Here is a 23,042-nt window from a genome sequence, read left to right on the forward strand (position 1 = left end):
ATATAATTTTTATTCGCAGCAAAGTTTGTAAATTCCTTCTGCATAAATCGCAGTTGCTAATAATAAATCTTCAATTTCTAAGAATTCATTAGCTTGGTGCATTGTATCTTGTTTACCTGGGAAAAGAAGTCCAAATGCTACACCTTTTTTCAGACATCTAGCATATGTTCCACCACCAAGTACAAATGCATCATTTTCAATATCTCCTGTATACTTTCTATATACATCCATTAGAGTAGTTACTAACTCATCATCTTTTGGTACGTAGTGCGCTTCTTTTGTACTAGTTACTTCAATATTTACATTATCAACTTTTATTGTTTCCAGTTTTTCAACTAGATTAAATTTCTTAGGATGACGGCAGTCAGTTGATACTACCCCAACTTTTTCTGATAAATCATATTTTAAAATACCATAGTTGTATGTTGATGCACCCATTTCATCATCAGAATAATTTATCCCTAATTTTTCACCGAATGGATCATTTGCTAATTTTTCTACTATATAGTTAACGAAGTTTTTACCATTAACATCTAATCCTAATGTGCTTAAAAATTCTGCTAATTTTGTAGCACCATTAATACCAAATTGTGGTGTTGATCCATGAGCAGCTTTACCTTTTAGAACAAGTTTAATTGTATTACCAACTTCAACTTTTCCTTCTAGTTTTTCATTTGCTAAGAATTTTTCAAATTTTTCTTTAATATCGCTAGCATCGCCTTCTAATTCAGCTTCTGCACTTGCAATAACCATATTAAGAACTTGTCCACCATTAAATTTAACAAGTTTGTATTCATAAGTTCCTTCTTCATCTATAAAGATTAATTTATGATCGAAAGTAACACGAGCTTTCTCAGCATAAACTAATGGGAACATAGCATCTGGTGTAAATCCTAAAGCAGGTTGTTCTTCATGTTTAAAGTATGATTCAACACATCTAAATCCTGTTTCTTCATCACTACCGATAATTAAACGAACACGTTTATTCCATTTTACACCTAATTTATCTAAAAGTTTTACAGCATAGTAAGCAGCCATTGTAGGTCCTTTATCATCTAACGATCCACGTGCATAGATTTTCCCATCTCTAACTTCTGGTTTAAACGGGTGGCTAATCCAATCAGCTTCAACTACTGGCACTACATCGACGTGACCAAGGATACCGAATAACTCTTCACCTTCACCAACTTCAATGTGACCAGCTTTGTTTTCTACTAATTTAGTTTTATAACCATCACGTTCTCCAAATGATAGAATTAAATCTAATGCTTCTCTTGGACCGCTACCAAAAGGTGTTTCCTCAGTTACATCAGTTCCTAAAATTGAACGAACACTTAATAAATCGAATAAATCTTTTAATAGATCCTCCTTATGATTTTGAACCTCTTGTTTAAAATTGATATTCATAATATATCCCTCCATTATTTATTTAAATTTTTTAGTTCCTTTTCTGTTAAATATCTATATTCACCTAATTTTAGATTTTCATCTAATTTTAATGATCCTATAGACAATCTCTTTAAGTATGTTACTGTAGTTCCTAGAGCTTTCATCATTCTTTTTACTTGATGAAACTTTCCTTCAGTTATAAATATACTTGCTCTACTTTTTTCTTCATTTGATTCGAGTATTTCTAAGCGAGCACTTTTACACTTATATCCTCCGTCTATAATAATTCCATTTTCGACAAGTTCGATATACTCATCTTTTAATTTTCCAGATACTTCAACATAGTATTTTTTTTCTACATCTTTTTTTGGGGAAATTAATTTATGAGCAAGCTCACCGTCATTCGTCAGTAACATTAATCCTTCAGTATCCTTGTCTAGTCTACCAACAGGAAAAACTTTATGTATGCGATCTTTTTCTTCTAAAATATCAACTACTGTTTTTTCAACCGCATCTTCTGTAGCTGATACAACATTTTTAGGTTTATTCATCATTATATAAATATATTTTTGATAAACTAACCTTTCACCATTCACTATAACCTGATCACTTAATTCATCGACCTTATAATCAGGAGATTTTACAAGAATATTATTAATCAATACTCCCTTTTTTATTATTTTTTTTGCTTCTGCTCTACTTAGCGTCGTCGTTGTACTTATAAATTTATCTAGTCTCACTATCCTCTTCTCCTCATATTTCTTAATGATGATAAGGTTATTGTTCTTCCAAACAAATACTTATCAAATTTCATTCTAGTAATACTAAAGAAGTAGACTACAGCGCCTATAACAGCACATATTATAATTAATATCATACTAGAGATTTTTGACTCAATAACAAAATTAGAGACAATCGAATCATAAACCGCAGCGACTGCGATAAACATAATGAAACAACTACTTAAAAGAATAATTAATTTTGATAAAAATTCTAAAACTTTAAGTTTAACAACACTATTTATTATTACTAAGTTAATTATAATCATAACTACATAAGTTGTTACTGAAGATAAAATTACACCGTTTGTCTCATAATTAACGACAAATGGAGTAATCGTCATGTATTTGACCGCCAATCCAATTACTATAGTTATAAGATTTATCATTTGTTTATTTATTGCTTGCATTATAACACTTGTTAAACTATAAAAAGAATATAAAATCGCAAGTGGTAAATAAAATCTAAGTAAATCTGCATTTATAAGACTTCGACTATAAAATGTAGAATATAGCGGATCAGCAAGAACAAACATACCAACCAAAGCTGGTAAGACCATCATCATAAGAGCCAATATGACTTTATTAATCTGCGTACTTACACTTACTTTATCACCTTGGGCAAATAATCGCGTAATAGAAGGTAAAAATGTACTTGAAAATGCTGGCGCGATAGCTACAGCTATCATTACTACTTTATTAACAAGTTGTAAAGCAGAGAACCTTCCATCAACAATATCAGCTTTTCCTATTTTTGTCATACCATGAATAAAATTGTGTTGATCTATTATATTTAAAATCGGAAATAATCCAACAATAAATATAAACGGAATTGAAACTGATAGAAATTCTTTTACTAACTCTCCAGTAGTAATTTCTATAGAATTACTATCTTTTGGAGTATTAAAATCTAAACTTCTTCTATATTTAGTATAAAAAAAGGATAGCGTAATTAAAGAAAACACAGCTCCTACTGCTGCAGCAAAAGTTGCACTAACATTCCCTTCAACGACTCCATAACCTAAAACTCTCATGATAAAGTATGTTGCTCCTAACATGAAAGCAATACGAGCTACTTGTTCTACAAATTGACTTAATGCTGATGGTAACATAATCTCATGACCTTGGAAAAGTCCACGAATACCTGCAGAAATCAATACAAGTGGTATTCCAAAACTCAAACTTTTAAGCACCAACGCTCCTTCTTGAGGTGTAAATTTTTGTTGGTTACTAATTAATATCTGTTCCGAAATAAATCCAGAACCGAAAAATAAAATACAAAAACCAATTATTCCCATTACAACAAGAATCCAAGAACCTAATCTATAGATTTTTCTACTTATACTATAAGCACCTAAAGCATTATATTTCGCAACTAATTTTGCAATTGCTAAAGGAACCCCTGCTGCAGAAACCTCCAGTATAGTAGCATAATAACTATATCCATAATTGAACAAGGCCATCTGCTCTTCTCCACCAATAATCTGATAAAACGGAATTAGATATACAGCTCCCAAAACTTTCGTCAAGATTAAACTTATGCTAAGTATAGCAGTCCCTTTAAACAAGGAATCTTTTTTCAAAATTTTCACATCCAAACTTAATATTTAATTGTAATTTATATTATCTTATAAGTATAAATATTGATAGCAAAATACTAAAGCACTAACTAAGCTGTATGCCGCCACCAACTTCAATACCTTATCCATACGTCTTTTTTTTATTTTTCTTTTTGCCACTAGCATTATGTACGAACCTAAAAGTAGAACAAACGAGATAATAAAAACTATAACAGATAAAAATATCGCCATACTATCATCCTTTCTTTTTTATATAGCTTTATTTTATCACGATTTCTAAAAATTTTAAACACACTTTATATATATATTTAAAAAAACTCTATAATAATGCTTCTTCTGTTAACATAAAATTTAAATGTTAGATTTTTTAACATATACTTTATTTTTCAATTTTATTTTGTTATTATACTAATAGATATAAAATATTTATTTCACAAAATCTAATCTGAGAGGTGCTTTTATGGGGTTTAAAGAATTACAAAAAAATCTTCCTGTTTTTTCTATAAGTGTAGTAACTAAGATTACGCAACTTACAGCTAGACAGATAAGATATTATGAAGAAAAAAAACTATTCACTCCTAAACGTACTGAAGGAAACACTAGGCTTTTTTCATTTAATGATATTGATAAACTATTAACTATAAAAGATCTACTTACAAAAGGTTTTAGTTTAAAAGCAATAGATGAAATAATAAATGAGAAAGACGTATCTGCTAAAACTACACAAATCAGACAAATTATTCACAACGATATATTTGCTGGTCCAAACGGATTACCTAGGGAACGCTCTATTGGACGAGGTGACTTATCAAGATTTTATAACAAAAAAAAAAATAAATTTTAATGTTAGATTTTTTAACAAATTTTTTACAGAGTTTTAAGGAGAAGACATGGCTAAAACTATTACTAGAGAAGAAATTATTAAAAGAATTGAAGAAGAAAATGTTAAATACATTCGATTACAATTTACTGATATTACTGGAACTATAAAAAACGTAGAAGTACCAGTTAGTCAAATTGAAAAAGTATTAGATAACAAAATGATGTTTGACGGTTCATCAATTGAAGGTTTCGTTCGTATCGAAGAAAGTGATATGTATTTATACCCTGACTTAAATACATTCTTAGTATTTTCATGGGATAGTGAATATGGAAAAGTTGCTCGTTTTATCTGTGATGTGTACACAGTTGATGGCAAACCATTTGCTGGAGATCCTCGCGGTAATTTAAAACGAACTCTTGAAAGAATGAAAAAACTTGGTTTTGATACTTTAAATCTTGGACCAGAACCAGAATTCTTCTTATTCAGACTTAAAGAGAATGGTGAACCAAGTTTAGAATTAAATGATAATGGTGGATATTTCGACCTTGCTCCAGTTGATTTAGGAGAAAATGTTCGTCGTGACATTGTACTTGAATTAGAACGCCTTGGTTTTGATATCGAAGCAAGTCACCATGAAGTTGCACCTGGTCAACATGAAATCGACTTTAAGTATGACGATGTAATTTCAGCTTGTGATAATATTCAAACTTTCAAATTAATCGTTAAAACTATCGCTAGAAAACATGGACTACATGCTACATTCATGCCAAAACCTATCTTTGGTATTAACGGATCTGGTATGCACTGTAACGTTTCATTATTTAGTAAAGGTGAAAACAGCTTTTACGATAAAACTAGTGAAAATGGTTTAAGTGAAGTTGCTTCACACTTTATCGCAGGAATTCTTAAACATGCTCGCAGTTTCACAGCTGTTTGTAACCCTACTGTAAATTCATACAAACGTCTAGTACCAGGATACGAAGCACCTTGTTATGTTGCATGGTCAACATCTAACCGTTCTCCTCTAGTACGTATCCCAGCAGCTCGTGGTAAATCAACTCGTGTTGAAGTTAGATCGGTAGATCCAGCAGCAAATCCATACTTAGCTATGTCTACTATTTTAGCAGCTGGCTTAGATGGTATTGAAAATAAACTTATTCCGGCTGAAGAAGTTAGAAGTAATATCTATGTTATGACTCCTGAAGAAAGAATTGCTAATGGAATCGATGAATTACCATCAACATTATACACAGCCCTAAAAGAATTATCTTCATCTTCTATTATGAAAGAAGCTCTTGGTGAACACATTTTCTATAACTTTATAGAAGCAAAATCAATCGAATGGGATTCATTTAGAACTCAAGTTACCGATTGGGAAATTGATCAATATTTAAAAAATTATTAATATTAAAAAAATCAGGAATAATTCGCAATCGAGTTATTCCTGTTTTATAATATTTAAGGTAATAAAGGCCACAGAAAATTAATCCTGTAGCCTCTTTTTTTATTAGTATTTTGATAATAATTCTAATAATGCTTCTTTTGGTTGGTATCCAGTTTTTTCTTCTAATACTTCACCATTTTTCATAATTAATAGTGTAGGAATTGACATAATTCCATATTCACCAGCTGCTTCTTGATTTTCATCAACATTAACTTTATAAAATTCAATGTTAGTTAATTCATTAGAAACCTCTTCTAATACTGGTGCTAACATTTTACAAGGACCACACCATGGTGCCCAAAAGTCAAATACTTTTACACTATCAGTTTTTGATAGTTCAAAAAATTCTTTATCTGTACTTTCTCTCATTGTTTCCGTCTCCTTTATTACTTATGTTTTTATTTTATAATATCATAAAAAAATATTCAAATTATTTGTCTTACTAATAATTTACTACATCATTGGCATTTGAGGTTGCATAGGTTCATCCTTTGAAACATCAGCTACTACTGCTTCTGTTGATAAGAATAAACTTGATACACTCGCTGCATTTTGCAAGGCAGAACGAGTAACTTTTGTCGGGTCTACGATACCAGCTTTGATCATATCTACCCATTCTTCAGTAGCTGCATTAAACCCATATCCAACTTCAACTTCTTTCAATTTAGCCACGATAACACTACTCTCTAATCCAGCATTTTCAGCAATTTGACGAACTGGAGCTTCAAGAGCTTTTTTAATTATGTTAATACCTGTTTGTTCATCACCAGTTGCTTCTAGTTTTTCAACCTCAGATATTACTTGAACAAGTGCTGTTCCACCACCAGGAACTATACCTTCTTCTACCGCGGCACGTGTTGAATTTAAAGCATCTTCTATACGAAGTTTTCTTTCTTTTAATTCAGTTTCTGTTGCTGCACCAACTTTAATTACTGCAACACCACCTGAAAGTTTCGCTAGTCTTTCTTGTAATTTCTCACGATCAAATTCAGAACTTGATTCTGCATATAGTGCTTTTATTTGTTGAGTTCTACTTTCAATTTTTTCTTTATCACCTTTACCACCAACAATAACAGTATTGTCTTTAGTAACATTAACCTTAGCTGCTTTACCTAGCATTGTAATATTAGCATCTTTTAGCTCAAGACCTAAATCGTCAGTAATTAATGTTCCACCTGTTAAAATAGCAATATCTTCTAAAATTGCTTTTCTTCTTTCACCAAATCCTGGAGCTTTTACAGCTACAACATTAAATGTACCACGAAGTTTGTTTACAACAAGTGTAGCAACAGCTTCTTGCTCAATATCATCTGCAATAATTAATAGTGGTTTAGTGGCAGCAACTACTTCTTCAAGTACTGGTAAAATTTCTTGAACCGCACTAATTTTCTTATCCGTTACAAGGACATAAGGATTATCTAAGTCAGCAATCATTTTCTCAGTATCACTTACCATATAAGGAGATAAATAGCCTCTGTCAAATTGCATCCCTTCTACTACTTCTAGCGTTGTCTCAAGACCTTGAGATTCTTCGATAGTAATAACACCATCATTCCCTACTTTATCCATAGCTTCTGAGATGAATTTTCCTATTTCTTCATCAGCTGCTGAAATAGCTCCTACTTGTGCAATTTTATCTTTAGAATCCACAGTTACACTAATCTCACGAAGTCGTTCTACAGCTACTTTTACAGCTCTTTCCATACCTTTTCTAATTCCAATTGGATTAGCTCCGCTTGTAACATTTTTTAAACCTTCAGTTATCATTGCTTGAGCAAGTATTGTCGCAGTAGTTGTACCATCTCCTGCAATTTCATTTGTTTTATTTGCAACTTCAGCTACTAACTTTGCTCCCATATTCTCATAAGGGTCTTCCAGTTCAATTTCTTTAGCAATTGATACACCATCATTAGTTATTAATGGCGAACCAAATTTTCTATCTAGTACAACATTTCTCCCTTTTGGTCCTAATGTTATTTTTACAGCATTCGCTAATTTATCCACACCAACTTTCATCGATTGACGTGCATCTTCTGAAAATTTTAATTCCTTTACCATGATTCCTCCTATAATACTAAAACATCTCTTTTTTAAATACGAACTTAATCTTCAATAACAGCTAAAACTTCTTCTTCATTAACTAAGAAGTACTCTTCGTTTTTAAAATTTACCTTTTTATAGTTATCTGAAAATACAACTTTACTTCCAGCAGTCAGTTCACCTTCATTGTCCTTAGATAATAAACAACTTTCTCCTAAAGCAACAACTACTGCAATATTTGAAGTCTCTTCTTTTGAAGCTAATACTATTCCGCTAGTCGTTGCTTTTTCTTCTTCTACTTTTTTTAATAATACATTATCAAATAATGGTTTAATCATATTAATAACCTCTTTTAAAATTTTTATTCTATATACCTTCTGAAATATATAATAAAACAAAAGTCAAAAAAAGTCAAATCATAAATTCCAATAGGTAATATATAATAATATTCAACTTAATTTCAAAATAAATATTTAACAAAATTGCTTATAAATTAAAACATATTTTTTATAGAAGTAAAACGGTAACAAAAGCATTCTCATCATTTTTTCAAAGTATATTATTTTTATATTTTGGTGTTATGTGTTATAATACTATTTGTATAATAATACAATAGAAATTATACGGGAAAATTTTAATATTAATTTAGGAGGAAAATATATGAAATATGTAGTTGTTGGAACATCTCACTTCGGTTACGAAGCTGTTCAAACTATTTTAAAAAACGAGCCTAATGCTGAAATTCACTTGTACGAAAGAGGCGCAGGGGCTTCATTTATGGGTTGAGGTAGCCAATCTTATTTAGATGGGACATCTAAAACATTATCTGAACTACACTTTGCTACAGAGGAATCTTACCGTTCTCAAGGTATTAACATCCACTGTAACAGCGACGTTGTAGGATTAAACTCAAAAGAGAAATATGTTGTTGTTAAAACACCAGCTGGTGAAGAAAAACAAAGTTACGATAAATTATTATTAAGTCCTGGTGGAGCTGCAATTAAACCTCCATTCGAAGGAATTGAATTAGAAAATATCCACACTTTCCGTGGACCAGAAGACACTCAAGCAGTATACGATTGCATGCAAAACAGTAAAAAAGCTGTTGTTGTAGGTGGTGGATACATCGGTCTTGAAGTTGCAGAATCTTATGCAAAATACGGTATCGATGTAACAATCGTTGACTTTGCACCAAGAATCTTAAACACATACTTAGACCAAGAACTAACTGACATCCTTACAGAAGAAGGTGCTAAACACAACCTTAAAGTTCGTGGTGGAGAAAAAGTTCTTTCATTCAAAGGTGAAAATGGAAAAGTTACTTCTGTAGTAACTGATCAAGGTGAATACGAAGCAGATACAGTGATCGTTTCTGTTGGTGTTCGTCCAGATGCTTCATGGTTAAATGGAGAATTAGAAATGACAGAACGTGGTTTTGTTGTTACTAACGAATACTTAGAAACATCTGCTAAAGATGTATACGCTGGAGGAGACTCTACTTTACTTCCATACGCTCCAACTCGTGGAGAATTACCAATAGCTCTTGCTACATTAGCTCGTCGTCAAGGTGTTGTAGCTGCATTAAACGCTATGGGTACTAAAACTAAAATGCCTGCAGTAAACGGTACTTCTGCATTATCATTCTTTGATTACAAATTTGTAAGTACTGGACTATCTCAAAACGGTGTAGGTCTATATGACGGTAAAGTAGCTTCTAAATATGTAGAAGAAAGAATCTACCCTGACTTCATGAGAAAAGAAAACAATCTAGTTCACATGAAAATTTACTATGATGAAGATACTCACAGAGTTCTAGGAGCTCAATTCATGTCTAAACACGACGTTTCTAGTGCTATCGCAGCTTTATCAATAGCTATCGCATCAGACTGGACATTAGAACAATTAGCACTTGCTGATATATTCTTCCAACCAGAATTTGACCGTCCATGGCACTTTATTAACGTACTTGCTATGGCTGCTCTTGACTACAAACTTGGTGGAGCAGATAAATTACTATTTTAGTAAAAATAAAGAAGTTCGCAGGAAAATTTCTGCGAACTTTTTTTATTCCAAACAATAGTTTCACTATATTTTTACAAAAAAACCTACACAAGCTCCTTTTGGACTGTGTAGGTTTATGATTTATTCTGAAATTACCTGATCTAAATTTGATACAATTCTCGCTCTTCCTTGTACTTTAAAGTTTACGATATTATCAAAAATGTTTAAAATAATAACTTCTCCCTTATTTAATATTTCTAAAGCTTCTTCATTATTTGTCTTTTTCGTAATAACTTTTACATTATCGACTTCAGCTCTAATAATAATATAACTACTCTCTTTCATAATCTACTCCTTATATTATCAGTTATTCTTATAACTTAATTTTATATTGAATATCTTTAACTAATTCCGTATCTTCTAAGAAAATACCAGTTTTTTTACTAGTCACTGTTTTTGATCCAATTTTCTTGATTCCTCGCATAGCCATACACATATGTTCAGCTTCAATAATTACATACACACCTTTTGGTTGTAGTTGTTCTTCTATTGCATTTACAAGCATCAATGTCATATCTTCTTGAATTTGCAGTCTACGACTAGCACTTTCTACAAGACGAGCTAATTTACTAAGACCTGTTATTTTTTTATTATTTGGAACATATGCGATGTGACACACACCATAAAATGGTAACATATGATGTTCACATAATGAATAAAACTGAATGTCTTTTACTAATATAGGTTCATCATTATCTGATTCAAAAAATGTATTAATTTCTTCTTTTGGATCTACATTCGTTTTTGATAATAACTCTTCATACATTTTCACACATCTTTTTGGTGTATCTAGTAATCCTGGTCTTGATGTATCTTCCCCAATATTTTCTAATAATGTTTTTATAAGTTCTTGTGATTGTTCTTTATTTTTCAAAACTATCCTCCATTTTTATAAAAAAAAGAGCTACTAAGTAGTAACTCCTCTTTTTGAATTAAATTGTTATTATTTAACTGCGTCTTTAAGAGCTTTACCAGCTTTGAAAGCAGGAACTTTGCTTGCAGCGATTTCGATAACTTCGTTAGTTTGAGGGTTGCGTCCTTTACGAGCAGCTCTTTCTCTAACTTCAAAGTTACCAAATCCGATAATTTGGATTTTTTCACCTTTAGCTAAAGTTTCTTCAACTGTTTCTACGAATGCTTCGATAGCAGCAGTTGCTTGTTTTTTTTGTAGTCCTGATTTCTCAGCAACTTTTGAAATTAATTCTGATTTATTCATTAATTCTTTACCTCCATTATTGAGTAACGGTTCTCCCGTTTCACTTATTAAATATTACCACATAAATCGCTAATAATCAAGGTTTTATTATATAAATTTAGCATTTTTTAGCATTTTTTCTATATTTTAATTAGTAATTTTCAAATTATTTTATCTTTCTATTAATATGTAAACTTCTTTATTCAAATTTATTTAATTCTTCTGCAGCCATTTTATTCATAAGGTTGTTAACACAGTCTTTTATACTAAGTCCTTCATATAGAACTTTATATATATTTTCAGTGATTGGCATATATACATCAAACTTCTTAGATAAGAAATAACATACTTTCGTTGTTCTAACACCCTCTGCCACCATGTCTAACTTTTCTATTGCTTGATCTAATGTATAACCCTGACCAATTAAATAACCGCAGTTATAGTTTCTTGAGTGCTTAGATGTACATGTTACTACTAAATCACCTATTCCTCCAAGCCCTAAGAAAGTCATTTCATCGGCACCTAATTTTTTACCTAATCTAGTTATTTCTATTAATCCACGTGTAAGTAACGCTGCTTTAGCATTATCACCGTATGCCATTCCATCAATAATCCCACATCCAAGAGCAATAATATTTTTAAGTGCTCCACCAACTTCTACTCCTACAATATCCTTGTTGACATAAATTCTAAAATATTTATTGTGGAAAATCTCCTGTGCTATCTTATTTAGTTCATCATTTTCAGAAGCTATTGCTACTACAGTAGGATTTCTTAAAATTAACTCTTCTGCATGAGATGGGCCACTAAGAACTCCAACACCTTTAAGTTTATCTTTATCAATTTCATCAGATATAACCTCTGACATCCTCTTGTTAGTATCCATCTCCAATCCTTTGGATACATGGATTATATATTTTGGTCGATCTAAGTATTTATTAATTTCCCTTGATACTTCTCTCATTACTTTAGTAGGTACTGCTATTACAATTACCTCTGCAAATTCTACTGCTTCTTTTAAATTACTAGTAGCAACAACTTCCTTAGGTAAAATAGCATTTTTTAAATATCTACTATTTGTGTGATGGATATTAATTTCATCACGCGATTTCTCACTTCTTGAATACAATAATAGTTCATGCCCATTATCAACAACAGCTTGAGATAAAGCTGTTCCCCAACTTCCTGAACCTATCACAGATATTTTCATCGTTCTGTCCTCACTATGCATTATTCTAACTATAATTATATCAAATTTTTTTAAAATATACATTAATTTTACTTATAAGCATCATTTTATCTTAACCAAAAAATTCAACTAAAATAGCATCCACTAACTGCTATACTATTTTTTTCTTTTAAATTATGTTATAATTTAGTCAGAATAAATATAAGGAGGTAATTTTATGAATTGGTTTGAAATTACTTTAATCGATGGAAATCGTGGATTAATCAACTTAAACAATATCGTTGATATTTGGAAAGGATTAAATGATGAGTATGCGACTATTTCTCAAGTAAATGGAGAAGAAATTGAAGTACCTGCATCAGAATATGATAGATTAAAACGTGCATTAGATATGAAAGGATACGTTTTAGGAGGTTTCTAATATGGCTAGATTTTTAAAAATATTTCTTACTTTATTAACTATCACAATTGTAGGGTTTGGTTTATATTATTACTTCAACAACAACTCTACCGATGATAATAAAGTAGATGACAAAACTAATATTGAAAATACTGTAAAAAGCGAAACAAATTCTCAAGAAAATATCGAAGGGACTGTCGTCGCTAAACGTAGTACTGAAAATAATTAATTCTTGCGAAAGGATAATACTATGAAAAAGAATACTCTAAAAAAAATAACAAGTTTATTTCTTACATCTACATTAATATTTTCTACAATAAGTGCATCAAGCATTAATCTTATAGAGGCAAAAGGATCATCAGCTAGGCCAAGCGCTTCAAGATCTAGTTCTAAACCTAGTTCTTCTAAACCATCTAGTAGTAAACCAAGTTCTAAACCTACTAGTTCAACTTCTAGTAGCAAACCAACTTCAAGCACTACTAAGAACTTCACGAAAAATTCAGGTGGTTCATATAATAAGGATTATAATAGTTACAATAATCAAGGTTATAAAAAACAGTATACTGACTACATAAATAATAACTACAGAAGTAGCGGTTTCTTTTCAGGAAGTAATATAACGAATGCACTTCTATGGTATACATTATTCAGTTCAGCTACATCACACAATCATGTTCAAGTAAGTGATAAGCAAAAAGAGTTAGTCGATAATGTAAAAGATTCCAAAGTTCCAGTTTATATGCTTGAAATTAAAACTAAAGATGGTGAAACAAAACACGTTACCGTTACAAAAGAACAATATGAAAAAGTTAAAGAAGGAGATAATATCTCTTTAAAAGACGGTAATTTAGAAATTAAAAATCAATAACTCATAAAAATTAGCCTAAGAATTTTATAATTCATAGGCTAATTTTTCTTTATTTACAATATTTTTCTCTTAATATTTTTGAAGCTTTTACCATATTCTGTAGTTTTTTCCGAATTATTGGATAAGGATTTAGAGGTCTCTTCGAAAATGTTGCAAATCCACAGTCAGGATTTAGCCATACATTTTCAGGTGGTAAGAATTCCAGAACCTTTTCTACATTTCTCACAATTTCCTCAACAGTTTCAACTCTATCACTTCTTGGATTTATACATCCAAAACCTAAAATAATTTTTGTATCTAGAAAATTATTATAAAACAATTTTTCCACTTCTCCTGCTCGAGGTGTTGAAAATTCTAATGCCAGCATATCTACTTTAAGAGAATCAAAAAATTTCCCAAGTTTATCATATGCTCCTTCGAGTAATACACTTTCATCTTTTGTCCAATTCCCTCTACAAACATGCATAATACTCATTATACCTTCATGAGAATTTATTTCATTTAATACCTCAATTAATAAATTCTTTGTAAACTTTAACTCTTTGTCAACCTTGACTTTTTCTGATAGAGCACCTCAGTAGAAGGAATTATCTGATTTAGAATTAGTAAAGACGATTTCTGATAATATCGGTTCATCTATCTGAATAATCTTTACTCCCTCTTTTACTAATTCTCTAATTTCATGACGTAAAAGTTTTACTACATCTTCTCCTAGTTCATTTCTACTCTCATAAGAATTTCCTGTAATTTCTTTTAACCACATTGATCTAGTTAATAAATATGGACTTGGTAATGTACATTTGAAATGTTCTATTGAACTATTCTTTAGTACTTCTATTTCTAATTTATTTAACCTAACTCCGGTATTTATTTTTTCAAAACAAATTGGACTATTCATACTATTATCTGAAGCATCCATTTCTTCTAAACTTTTACGAAAATTTTCATTATTCCCTGTTAATTCTTTTAACTCTTCAAGAGTTAATAATTTTACACCATCAACTATTTCACCTATGTAACTCATATAGTTATCTCGATTTAATTCGCCGCTAACAATAACCTCTATTCCACAATCTTTCTGAAAAGAAATTACTTTATTTGTTTCTTCAATATATTTTTCTAAATACACATTACTATATTTTTCACTTTTCATACTACTTTCTTTCAACATCAACAGTTCCTTTGATCTCGGCAAACTACCTATTAATGATGTAGTAAAAGGTTTAAACAGATTTTCATCCATACTTAATACCTCCATCACCCTAAAGTCCTAAAATTTAACAAAGTTTATATGAAAACTCATAGACGCAGTGGTTTATTGATTTAAAAAATATCTTTATTAAAGCTTTTTTGAAATCTAATAAACTGTGTAGGAGCGACTCCACAAAATCTTGTTTCTACAAAATCACGATTTTTGAGTCGCTCCCTTAAAACAATACTATGGTTCAACAACTAGTTCGCTATTTGACAAAATATCTATTACTTCTGACATAGTTGTTAGTCCACCTACTTTTAAGTAATCAGTTAAGTCATAATAGTCTACACAAATTCCACAAGAAAGTATTTTTACTCCTCTTAATTCTAGTTCTTTTAAATCTTCTAACGCTTCAGAACCTTTTGCAGTATATTTTACTCCTTCTCCATAAAATATAATATGCTCTGGTAAGTGTTCTTTTTGAGCAAGAGTATGGATAAACCCTTTCATTAGGTTATCACTTAATTCTTGTTCTCCACTACCCATTCCTGTAGATTTAATAACAACATCATATTTTTTTGACATAATTATGTCCCCCTTAGTTTTTATAATATTTTTATAGAATTATTTCTAATACATATTATATCATTATATATAAAGTTAATCTACATCAAAATTAAATAAAGAAAAATTATTATATTTCTAACTATAAAGATTCTATTAAAATAATTTATTTATCTCTCTATATATTAATACAATTTTTCTATAAATATACAATAATTTTTCTTCATAAAAAAACTTTCGAAATAGTTTCCTACTTCGAAAGTTTCTTTAATTTTATTCTTCTGAATATTTAGCTTTACGAGCTGCTTTTTCGCGAGCCGCTTTATCTAATTCTTTTTTACGTAGACGAATTGACTCTGGAGTTACCTCTAAGTATTCATCATCACTTAAGTACTCAAGACTTTCTTCTAAAGTCATGATACGAGCTTTTTTAAGTGTTACAGTTTGGTCCTTAGTTGAAGAACGTACATTTGTTTGAGCTTTAGCTTTTGTGATGTTAACTGTTAAGTCATTTTCACGGCTGTTTTCTCCAACAATCATACCACCATATACATCAGTACCTGGTTCAATAAATACTGTACCACGATCTTCTAAACTTGAGATAGAGTACGCTGTAGCTTGACCATTTTCTAATGCTACTAATACACCATTACGACGTCCACCAACACGTCCTTTTTGCATTGGTTGGTAAGAATCAAATGTGTGGTTAATAATACCATATCCTTTAGTCATAGACATGAATTCTGTAGAGTATCCGATAAGTCCACGAGCTGGTACATTGAAGATAAGACGAGTTTGTCCATTGCCATCAGCTTGCATGTCTACCATATCACCTTTACGTTGTCCTAAGGACTCAATAACTGCTCCAACACTTTCGTCTGGTACGTCAACTTGAACACGCTCAACTGGTTCACAATCAACACCATCGATGTTACGGATAATTACTTCTGGTTTAGAAACTTGAAGTTCGTAACCTTCACGACGTAAATTTTCAATTAATATTGATAAGTGAAGTTCTCCACGTCCACTAACTACCCAAGAATCACTTGTATTTGGTTCAACACGTAATGAAACGTCAGTTTCTAATTGTTGCATTAATCTATCTTCTAATTTACGAGCTGTAACAAATTTACCTTCCTTACCAGCAAATGGTGAGTTATTAACTAAGAAAGTCATTTGTAGTGTTGGTTCATCAATGTGAAGCACTGGTAATGCTTCTTGGTGATCAGTTGGACAAACTGTTTCCCCAACGTTGATATCATCCATACCACTTACTGCAACGATATCACCTGCATGTGCTTCTTGAATTTCTTCACGTTTTAATCCAAAGTAACCGAAAATTTTAGTTACACGGAAATTTTTAACTGTTCCGTCAAGCTTCATAAGAGATACTGATTCCCCTACTTTCATACTTCCACGGAATACACGTCCAATACCAATACGACCAACATAGTCATTGTAGTCTAATAATGCTACTTGGAATTGTAGAGGTTCGTCACTATTATCTTTTGGTGCTGGAACATAATCGATTACTGTTTCATATAAACATTGCATGTTTTCTTCTTGAGCATTAGGATCACTTTCTAAAGAAGCTGTTCCGTTAATAGCTGATGCATAAACAACAGGGAATTCAAGTTGTTCATCGTTTGCACCTAATTCAATAAATAAATCAATTACTTCATCCACAACTTCTTCTGGGCGAGCTGAAGGTTTATCAATTTTGTTTACTACAACGATTGGTTTTAAGTTTTGTTCTAAAGCTTTTTTAAGAACGAAACGTGTTTGAGGCATTGTTCCTTCATAAGCATCAACTACTAAAAGAACACCATCTACCATTTTCATAATACGCTCTACTTCTCCACCGAAGTCTGCGTGTCCCGGTGTGTCTAGAATGTTAATTCTCTTACCTTTATAATCAATAGCTGTATTTTTCGCTAAGATAGTAATACCACGTTCTCTTTCTAAATCGTTAGAGTCCATCGCTCTTTCTTCAACGTGCTCATTAGAGCGGAAAATCCCTGATTGTTTTAATAATTCGTCAACCAATGTTGTTTTACCGTGGTCAACGTGAGCGATAATCGCAATATTTCTAACATCATCTCTTAATTGTACTGACATTTTTTTCTCCTTGTTCTTACTTTATAAAACATAATAAATCATTAAATATAATTTTTATAATCTAACTTATCAATAATACCACTATTTTCCTCCATTGTAAACAAATATACTAATGAAAGTGATTTATTTTAGAATTTTTTTCTACAACTCTATATACAATGAAAAAGAAGACCGAGTATAACTCGATCTCCCTCTAAAATTTCTTTTATTATGGGTGTACTGGAATCATCCATCCAAGTACTCCTGTTGATTGAAGTGCGATGATAGCACACACAATGATTAATAGGATGAAACTGTGTTTAACTGTAAATTTAAGTAAATCTGACTCTCTTCCTACTAATCCAACCGCTGCAGCTGCTACCGCGATAGATTGTGGAGAAATCATTTTACCTACAACTCCTCCAGATGCGTTAGCTGCCACTGCTAATAATGGATCCATTCCTACTTGGCTAGCTGTAACTTGTTGTAATTTAGCGAATAGTAAGTTAGCTGATGTATCAGAACCAGTGATGAATACTCCAATCCATCCAAGTGCTGGAGATAAGAATTTAAATGCTCCTCCAGTTGCCGCTAATGCGTATCCTAAAGTATTTGACATACCTGATGCATTCATGATGTAAGCAAATCCTACTACAAAACAGATAGTTAGCAATGCAATTTTAACTTCATTAAATGTTTGAACAAATGTTACAGCTGCATCTTTCCAACTAATTTTAATGATAAATTTAGAAATTAATGCTGCTACTAAGATTGCTGTACCAATTGATCCTACTAAATCTAACTTGAATACTGCAGCTATTTCTTTACCAGATACTGAACTGATAATGTTGTTGTGAATAAATGGTACTTTAGGGTTTAAAGCAATTGTTTTGAAGAATGCTTTAGAAGATTTCATAGTCCATAAGAAGATAATCACTGTTAATACTACGAATGGTGACCAAGCTACTAAAACTTCGTTTAAGCTGTGTTTTGCTTTAACATTCTCTTTACCATCAACTTCTTTTTCATCAGCAAATCTCCAAGTTGTTTTAGGTTTCCAGAATTGAAGTAAAATAACGATTGAAACTAATGATACTAATGATGAAAGAATGTCAGGTAATTGTTCTCCCATGTAGTTAGAACTTACAAATTGTGCGATTGCGAATGATCCACCAGATACTAATAATGCTGGCCAAACTTCTAATGTTTTCTTAAATCCAGCCATAATTAATACTAAGTAGAATGGAATGAAGATAGACACTAGTGGTAATTGACGCCCAATCATTGCTGCGATTTCAGCAGCTGCGATTGGTGAACCATTTGCGTATGTTGCTAATCCGTCCATAGCTGTTACCGGTGCTCCAACTGCTCCGAATGCAACCGGTGCAGTATTAGCGATCATACAAACACCTGCAGCATAAAGTGGTTTAAATCCTAAACCTACTAATAATGAAGCTGTGATTGCTACTGGTGCACCAAATCCTGCAGCTCCTTCCAAGAACGCTCCGAATGAGAATGCAATGATTAATGCTTGAATACGACGGTCATCAGTTAATGAAGTAATACTGTCTCTGATAATGTCAAAGTGACCAGTTTTTACTGTCATTTTATATAAGAACACTGATGTTAAGATAATCCAACCGATAGGCATAACTCCGTATACCATACCATGTAATGTTGAGAATGCCGCAAATTGGAATGGCATTTTAAAGAATAGACATGCAATTACAATTGCTACTAATAAAGTTAAAAGTCCTGTTAACCACCCTTTAACTTTGAATCCAGCTAGTGCTACTAAGTAAAACACAATCGGGATTAATGCAACAAGTGCAGAAACATATAAATTATCAGCCACCGGCTGTAATAATTGAGTGAATTTTTCCATAAATACACTTCTCCTTTGTATAAATATATTTTGTTTGGTTTGAGAAAATCTATTGTTTTTAACTACCAAATAATATGTTAACTAAAAATCAAATATCATAAAAATTCTAAACTGTTTATTTTAAAGACTATTTTTTTCTTTTTCAAAAATCAGATATATAACAGATTTAAAACTGTTTCATTTTTTATTGATTAGATATAATAACCGCTTGATATTTGATGGTAATTAATCAATGATTTTCTTGTTTACATTAAATATTGTAGCACGCTTTCATTTAAATGTAAAGCGTTTTTTTAGTTATTTTTACAACATTCTTAAGAAATCCACTAATACCAAAGATAATTGTATGTATTTTTTTGAAATAAATTACAAACGTTTTTTATAACAGTTCCATTTTCTATTTACACTTTTCAATAAAAAATTAAGGTCAAAATAATTATTTTATACTATTTTATTCTTTAGGTATAAAAAAAACATATCGTAATAAACCTTATTACGATATGTTTGATTATACTTACTATAAAATAATACATAGTTTTTTAATATTTTTGTTTATCTTTTAAAACCCTACTTATCTCTTTATTTGCTTCTTTTTGCTTCAACACATGACGTTTATCATAGTTCTTTTTACCCTTAGCAACTCCAATTAACAGCTTTGCGTAGCCATTTTTTATATATAGTTTTAAAGGAACTATACTCATACCAATTTCATTTTGGACATTAGTCAATGAAGCAATTTGTTTTTTCTTTAATAACAATTTTCTTACTCTTAATGGTTCATGATTAAATCTATTCCCCTCTTCAAAATGAGATATATGCATATTATATACAAACATTTCTCCACGTCTAGTTTGACAATAAGAATCCTTTAGATTAATCCTTCCACGACGTATCGATTTTATTTCCGTACCAGTTAGAACTAATCCTGCCTCGTATGTTTCCTCAATAAAATAATCATGATTTGCTTTTTTATTTTGAGCTATTACTTTAATTTCTTTGTTCATAATATCTTCCTCTATTTACCACTAATTAATGATTTATGTTTTAATATTTTGAAATCTATTTCCTGATTCTCTAAATCAACATTCGCTACTTTAACGATAACCTCATCACCTAGGCGATATATTTTTTTCTTTCTTCTTCCAATTAAAACCATGTTCTTTTGATCATAAGTATAATAATCATCATTCATAGCCTTAATATGGACTAGTCCTTCAATATTACTTCTTTCTAACGTAATAAACACTCCAAAATTAGTAACACTAGATATAATACCTCTGAATGTTTGTTCTTGATATTTTAACATATACTCACATTTCTTCATTCTATCAACTTCACGTTCACAATCAACCGCTCGTTTTTCATATTCTGAAGAACTTTCTGCTAATTCTGGAAGTCTAGTTAGAAAGTTATCAATCGTTTCATCAGATACATCTCCATTAAACAGATAAGTTCTTATCATTCTGTGTACCAATAAGTCAGGATAACGTCTTATAGGCGATGTAAAGTGAGTATAATATTTCGTCGCTAATGCAAAGTGCCCTATATTATTTGTAGAATATCTTGCCTGATTCATAGTTCTTAATAAAATTGTAGAAAGCATAGGTTCTACTACTTCACCTTTAAATTTTCTAAGCATATTTGCAAGAATATAAGGTTCAATTTCGTCAATTTTCCCTTTTGTTCTATATCCTAGACTAGCCGCGATATCAAAAAATTGTCTAAGTTTTTCAAATTTTGGTTCTTCATGAATACGATAAATAAACGGCACTTGCATCCAAAAGAAGTGTTCTCCTATTACTTCATTTGCACTTAGCATAAAATCTTCTATTAAGCGTTCTGATATACCTCTTTCTCTTAGAACGATATCCACTACCTCACCATTCTCATCAACTACAACTTTAGATTCTGGTTTATCAAAATCAATAGCTCCTCTTGTTTCCCTATTCATTCGAATTTTTCTAGATAATTCTAATGCAGTTTTTAACATAGGGACATACTCTTTATATTCACCTATAACTTCTTTATTTTCTGCATAGACTTCATTAACTTTTTTATAAGTTAGTCGTCCTTTTGATTTGATAACCGCTGGATAAATATCATAACTTTCAGGATGTCCTTTAAAATTAAAATCAATATCACAACATATTGTATATCTTAATATATGTGGATTTAACGAGCAAATATTATTAGATAATTTTCTTGGTAACATAGGTACAACCCTATCCGCTAAATAAACACTGCACCCTCTATTAGCTGCTTCTTTATCTAATGGGCTATCCTCAGTAACATATCTACTGACATCAGCAATAAATACTTTTAATCTATACCCTTTTTTAGTTTTCACAACAGAGACAGCATCATCTAAATCCTTCGCATCATCTCCATCTATTGTGACAACCATTTCGTCTGTACAATCTCTGTACTTATCCTCAATTTTAATCTCCTCACTGATTTTTTCAGTTTGTTCAACTACTTCCTTTGGAAATTCATTCGGGACATTATGTTTATATATTACTGAAAGAATATCAACTCCTGGATCATCTTTATGACCTATTGACTTGATTATTATCCCTTTATGATCTTCAAAGCTAACCTTAGAATAATCAGTAATTTCAACTAACACCTTAGTTCCATCTACAAAATTAAAATTTTTGGCATTTGTTATTTTTATATATTTTACAATATTTTTATCATCACTTTTTACAAAAGAGAAAAATTTTGCATTAGTTAATGTTCCAACCGTATACTTAGTATTTCTTTCTAGTACTTTTTGAACAACACCTTCTAAATTACGATCGTTTTTATATACACTATCTACTTTAACAAGAACAACATCACCAGTCATAGCACTTTGTGTAAATCCTTTAGGTATATATACTTCTATTCCTAAATCAGCCGAATAAACAAATGCAAATCCTTTTTGATGTAATCTAATTACCCCTTCTACTTCTATAGCTTCTTTGACATAAAGAAATTTCTCATTAGGTAATTGAGTTATAACTAATTTTCTTTCTAACTTTCCAACATTCTTAACTAACTCAACAAATTCTTTTGCTGAATCAATATTTAATTTTTCTTTTAAATCTTCAATACTTAAAACTTTATCTTCATTGAATATTTTTTCAATTTTTTCTAACATATAATCCTCCTTTATTAGATTATACAACATATAATTATTTCTATAAAAATAAACCTAAAATGAAATTACATTTTAGGTTTATCATTGTTTAGTCTATAATTTTAACCAAGTAAGACACACTAGTGTTATAAAAAATATTAGTCCTAGTACTATTGTAATTCTTTGTAAAACTAATTCAGCACCTCTTACTTTTTGTTTTCCAAATAGTTCTTCTGCTCCACCAGTTAATCCAGATAAACCTCCAGATTTACTTTCTTGTAATAAAACTACTACAATTAACAGAATACTACTTACTATTGCTATTGTCATTAAAAAAGTGTGCATACTCTCCTCCTAAAATAATCATTCGTTAATACAATACAATTTATATTAACACATTTTTTCAAAAAAA

23 protein-coding genes are annotated in these 23,042 nt (G+C 30.8%); 6 read left to right on the forward strand and 17 right to left on the reverse strand.

What is annotated here, in order from left to right; translation table 11 throughout:
• Positions 1-9: 9 nt before the first annotated feature.
• Genes pepV through FOC48_RS04980 form a run of 3 tightly spaced genes read right to left on the reverse strand, consistent with a single transcriptional unit; the run spans position 10 to position 3,760 of the window.
• Positions 10-1,407, reverse strand: coding sequence for a dipeptidase PepV (pepV, locus tag FOC48_RS04970; protein WP_003146876.1), 1,398 nt, complete (start codon positions 1,405-1,407; stop codon positions 10-12).
• Between the two features lie 14 nt (positions 1,408-1,421).
• Entirely contained in the window at positions 1,422-2,129 is a 708-nt protein-coding gene (locus FOC48_RS04975; protein WP_003146877.1) for a pseudouridine synthase, read from the reverse strand.
• Complete coding sequence (locus tag FOC48_RS04980; protein ID WP_231291944.1) at positions 2,129-3,760, reverse strand: putative polysaccharide biosynthesis protein; 1,632 nt, start codon at positions 3,758-3,760, stop codon at positions 2,129-2,131. Before FOC48_RS04980 ends, FOC48_RS04975 begins: the two co-directional genes overlap by 1 nt.
• A 448-nt stretch (positions 3,761-4,208) precedes the next feature.
• On the opposite strand from FOC48_RS04980, the gene FOC48_RS04985 reads away from it, so the two are divergent.
• Together FOC48_RS04985 and glnA are read left to right on the forward strand one after the other, a co-directional pair.
• Positions 4,209-4,592 carry a MerR family transcriptional regulator gene (locus FOC48_RS04985; RefSeq protein WP_172497878.1) on the forward strand — a complete coding sequence of 128 codons (384 nt, stop codon included), beginning with the start codon at positions 4,209-4,211 and terminating at the stop codon, positions 4,590-4,592.
• A gap of 46 nt (positions 4,593-4,638) precedes the next feature.
• A complete protein-coding gene (glnA, locus tag FOC48_RS04990; RefSeq protein ID WP_003146881.1) occupies positions 4,639-5,976 on the forward strand; it encodes a type I glutamate--ammonia ligase in 1,338 nt (445 codons plus the stop codon).
• Positions 5,977-6,078: 102 nt separating this feature from the next.
• Here the strand turns inward: glnA and trxA are convergent, their stop codons facing one another.
• The 3 genes from trxA to FOC48_RS05005 form a co-directional block, all read right to left on the reverse strand.
• Positions 6,079-6,384 (reverse strand): thioredoxin, encoded by a 306-nt coding sequence (gene trxA / locus FOC48_RS04995; protein WP_003146882.1) that lies wholly within the window; start codon positions 6,382-6,384, stop codon positions 6,079-6,081.
• Between the two features lie 84 nt (positions 6,385-6,468).
• Positions 6,469-8,073, reverse strand: a complete 1,605-nt coding sequence (gene groL / locus FOC48_RS05000; protein WP_003146883.1) for a chaperonin GroEL — start codon at positions 8,071-8,073, stop codon at positions 6,469-6,471.
• Between the two features lie 44 nt (positions 8,074-8,117).
• Complete coding sequence (locus FOC48_RS05005) at positions 8,118-8,393, reverse strand: co-chaperone GroES (RefSeq protein ID WP_003146884.1); 276 nt, start codon at positions 8,391-8,393, stop codon at positions 8,118-8,120.
• A gap of 322 nt (positions 8,394-8,715) precedes the next feature.
• Between FOC48_RS05005 and FOC48_RS05015 the strand changes: the two genes are divergently transcribed.
• Positions 8,716-10,077, forward strand: a complete 1,362-nt coding sequence (locus FOC48_RS05015) for an NAD(P)/FAD-dependent oxidoreductase (protein WP_196792839.1) — start codon at positions 8,716-8,718, stop codon at positions 10,075-10,077.
• A gap of 120 nt (positions 10,078-10,197) precedes the next feature.
• On the opposite strand, the gene mtrB is transcribed toward FOC48_RS05015, so the two are convergent.
• The 4 genes from mtrB to FOC48_RS05035 form a co-directional block, all read right to left on the reverse strand.
• Positions 10,198-10,401 carry a trp RNA-binding attenuation protein MtrB gene (mtrB, locus tag FOC48_RS05020; protein WP_003146887.1) on the reverse strand — a complete coding sequence of 68 codons (204 nt, stop codon included), beginning with the start codon at positions 10,399-10,401 and terminating at the stop codon, positions 10,198-10,200.
• A gap of 28 nt (positions 10,402-10,429) precedes the next feature.
• Positions 10,430-10,990: a GTP cyclohydrolase I FolE gene (folE, locus tag FOC48_RS05025; RefSeq protein ID WP_003146888.1), complete on the reverse strand. Its 561-nt coding sequence runs from the start codon at positions 10,988-10,990 to the stop codon at positions 10,430-10,432.
• A gap of 69 nt (positions 10,991-11,059) precedes the next feature.
• Positions 11,060-11,332 carry an HU family DNA-binding protein gene (locus FOC48_RS05030; protein ID WP_003144688.1) on the reverse strand — a complete coding sequence of 91 codons (273 nt, stop codon included), beginning with the start codon at positions 11,330-11,332 and terminating at the stop codon, positions 11,060-11,062.
• A 178-nt stretch (positions 11,333-11,510) separates the two neighbouring features.
• Positions 11,511-12,521, reverse strand: a complete 1,011-nt coding sequence (locus FOC48_RS05035; RefSeq protein WP_003146889.1) for an NAD(P)H-dependent glycerol-3-phosphate dehydrogenase — start codon at positions 12,519-12,521, stop codon at positions 11,511-11,513.
• 196 nt (positions 12,522-12,717) lie between these two features.
• On the opposite strand from FOC48_RS05035, the gene FOC48_RS05040 reads away from it, so the two are divergent.
• From FOC48_RS05040 to FOC48_RS05050, 3 genes are read left to right on the forward strand one after another with little or no spacing between them, the layout of a single operon-like run.
• The gene (locus tag FOC48_RS05040; protein ID WP_003144653.1) at positions 12,718-12,921 is read left to right on the forward strand and encodes a hypothetical protein; all 204 of its coding nucleotides are present in this window, start codon (positions 12,718-12,720) and stop codon (positions 12,919-12,921) included.
• 1 nt (position 12,922) lies between these two features.
• On the forward strand, positions 12,923-13,129 hold the full coding sequence (locus tag FOC48_RS05045) for a hypothetical protein (RefSeq protein WP_003146890.1): 207 nt from the start codon (positions 12,923-12,925) through the stop codon (positions 13,127-13,129).
• A gap of 21 nt (positions 13,130-13,150) precedes the next feature.
• Positions 13,151-13,768 (forward strand): DUF7489 domain-containing protein, encoded by a 618-nt coding sequence (locus FOC48_RS05050; protein WP_003146891.1) that lies wholly within the window; start codon positions 13,151-13,153, stop codon positions 13,766-13,768.
• A gap of 49 nt (positions 13,769-13,817) precedes the next feature.
• Here the strand turns inward: FOC48_RS05050 and FOC48_RS10105 are convergent, their stop codons facing one another.
• From FOC48_RS10105 to secG, 7 genes are all read right to left on the reverse strand, one after another.
• Positions 13,818-15,011: a cobalamin-independent methionine synthase II family protein gene (locus FOC48_RS10105; RefSeq protein ID WP_263639684.1), complete on the reverse strand. Its 1,194-nt coding sequence runs from the start codon at positions 15,009-15,011 to the stop codon at positions 13,818-13,820.
• Between the two features lie 195 nt (positions 15,012-15,206).
• Entirely contained in the window at positions 15,207-15,548 is a 342-nt protein-coding gene (gene yedF, locus FOC48_RS05065; RefSeq protein WP_003146895.1) for a sulfurtransferase-like selenium metabolism protein YedF, read from the reverse strand.
• A gap of 252 nt (positions 15,549-15,800) precedes the next feature.
• Positions 15,801-17,645, reverse strand: coding sequence for a translational GTPase TypA (gene typA, locus FOC48_RS05070; protein WP_003146896.1), 1,845 nt, complete (start codon positions 17,643-17,645; stop codon positions 15,801-15,803).
• A 208-nt stretch (positions 17,646-17,853) separates the two neighbouring features.
• Positions 17,854-19,509 carry an L-lactate permease gene (locus FOC48_RS05075; RefSeq protein ID WP_003146897.1) on the reverse strand — a complete coding sequence of 552 codons (1,656 nt, stop codon included), beginning with the start codon at positions 19,507-19,509 and terminating at the stop codon, positions 17,854-17,856.
• A 539-nt stretch (positions 19,510-20,048) separates the two neighbouring features.
• The gene (gene smpB / locus FOC48_RS05080; RefSeq protein ID WP_003146898.1) at positions 20,049-20,513 is read right to left on the reverse strand and encodes an SsrA-binding protein SmpB; all 465 of its coding nucleotides are present in this window, start codon (positions 20,511-20,513) and stop codon (positions 20,049-20,051) included.
• 11 nt (positions 20,514-20,524) lie between these two features.
• Positions 20,525-22,651 (reverse strand): ribonuclease R, encoded by a 2,127-nt coding sequence (gene rnr, locus FOC48_RS05085; protein ID WP_003146899.1) that lies wholly within the window; start codon positions 22,649-22,651, stop codon positions 20,525-20,527.
• A 93-nt stretch (positions 22,652-22,744) separates the two neighbouring features.
• Positions 22,745-22,975 carry a preprotein translocase subunit SecG gene (gene secG / locus FOC48_RS05090; protein ID WP_003146900.1) on the reverse strand — a complete coding sequence of 77 codons (231 nt, stop codon included), beginning with the start codon at positions 22,973-22,975 and terminating at the stop codon, positions 22,745-22,747.
• Between the last annotated feature and the right edge of the window lie 67 nt (positions 22,976-23,042).

Source organism: Gemella haemolysans, assembly GCF_012273215.1.
Lineage (GTDB): Bacteria > Bacillota > Bacilli > Staphylococcales > Gemellaceae > Gemella > Gemella haemolysans_A.

Coding starts and splice junctions, on each gene's coding strand:
- trxA (WP_003146882.1), bottom strand. CDS start 6,384: ATGAGAGAAAGTACAGATAAAGAATTTTTTGAACTATCAAAAACTGAT.
- FOC48_RS04985 (WP_172497878.1), top strand. CDS start 4,209: ATGGGGTTTAAAGAATTACAAAAAAATCTTCCTGTTTTTTCTATAAGT.
- FOC48_RS05045 (WP_003146890.1), top strand. CDS start 12,923: ATGGCTAGATTTTTAAAAATATTTCTTACTTTATTAACTATCACAATT.
- smpB (WP_003146898.1), bottom strand. CDS start 20,513: ATGAACAAAGAAATTAAAGTAATAGCTCAAAATAAAAAAGCAAATCAT.
- pepV (WP_003146876.1), bottom strand. CDS start 1,407: ATGAATATCAATTTTAAACAAGAGGTTCAAAATCATAAGGAGGATCTA.
- FOC48_RS05035 (WP_003146889.1), bottom strand. CDS start 12,521: ATGAAAATATCTGTGATAGGTTCAGGAAGTTGGGGAACAGCTTTATCT.
- FOC48_RS05040 (WP_003144653.1), top strand. CDS start 12,718: ATGAATTGGTTTGAAATTACTTTAATCGATGGAAATCGTGGATTAATC.
- typA (WP_003146896.1), bottom strand. CDS start 17,645: ATGTCAGTACAATTAAGAGATGATGTTAGAAATATTGCGATTATCGCT.
- glnA (WP_003146881.1), top strand. CDS start 4,639: ATGGCTAAAACTATTACTAGAGAAGAAATTATTAAAAGAATTGAAGAA.
- secG (WP_003146900.1), bottom strand. CDS start 22,975: ATGCACACTTTTTTAATGACAATAGCAATAGTAAGTAGTATTCTGTTA.
- FOC48_RS05005 (WP_003146884.1), bottom strand. CDS start 8,393: ATGATTAAACCATTATTTGATAATGTATTATTAAAAAAAGTAGAAGAA.
- mtrB (WP_003146887.1), bottom strand. CDS start 10,401: ATGAAAGAGAGTAGTTATATTATTATTAGAGCTGAAGTCGATAATGTA.
- groL (WP_003146883.1), bottom strand. CDS start 8,073: ATGGTAAAGGAATTAAAATTTTCAGAAGATGCACGTCAATCGATGAAA.
- FOC48_RS05050 (WP_003146891.1), top strand. CDS start 13,151: ATGAAAAAGAATACTCTAAAAAAAATAACAAGTTTATTTCTTACATCT.
- yedF (WP_003146895.1), bottom strand. CDS start 15,548: ATGTCAAAAAAATATGATGTTGTTATTAAATCTACAGGAATGGGTAGT.
- FOC48_RS05075 (WP_003146897.1), bottom strand. CDS start 19,509: ATGGAAAAATTCACTCAATTATTACAGCCGGTGGCTGATAATTTATAT.
- FOC48_RS05030 (WP_003144688.1), bottom strand. CDS start 11,332: ATGAATAAATCAGAATTAATTTCAAAAGTTGCTGAGAAATCAGGACTA.
- rnr (WP_003146899.1), bottom strand. CDS start 22,651: ATGTTAGAAAAAATTGAAAAAATATTCAATGAAGATAAAGTTTTAAGT.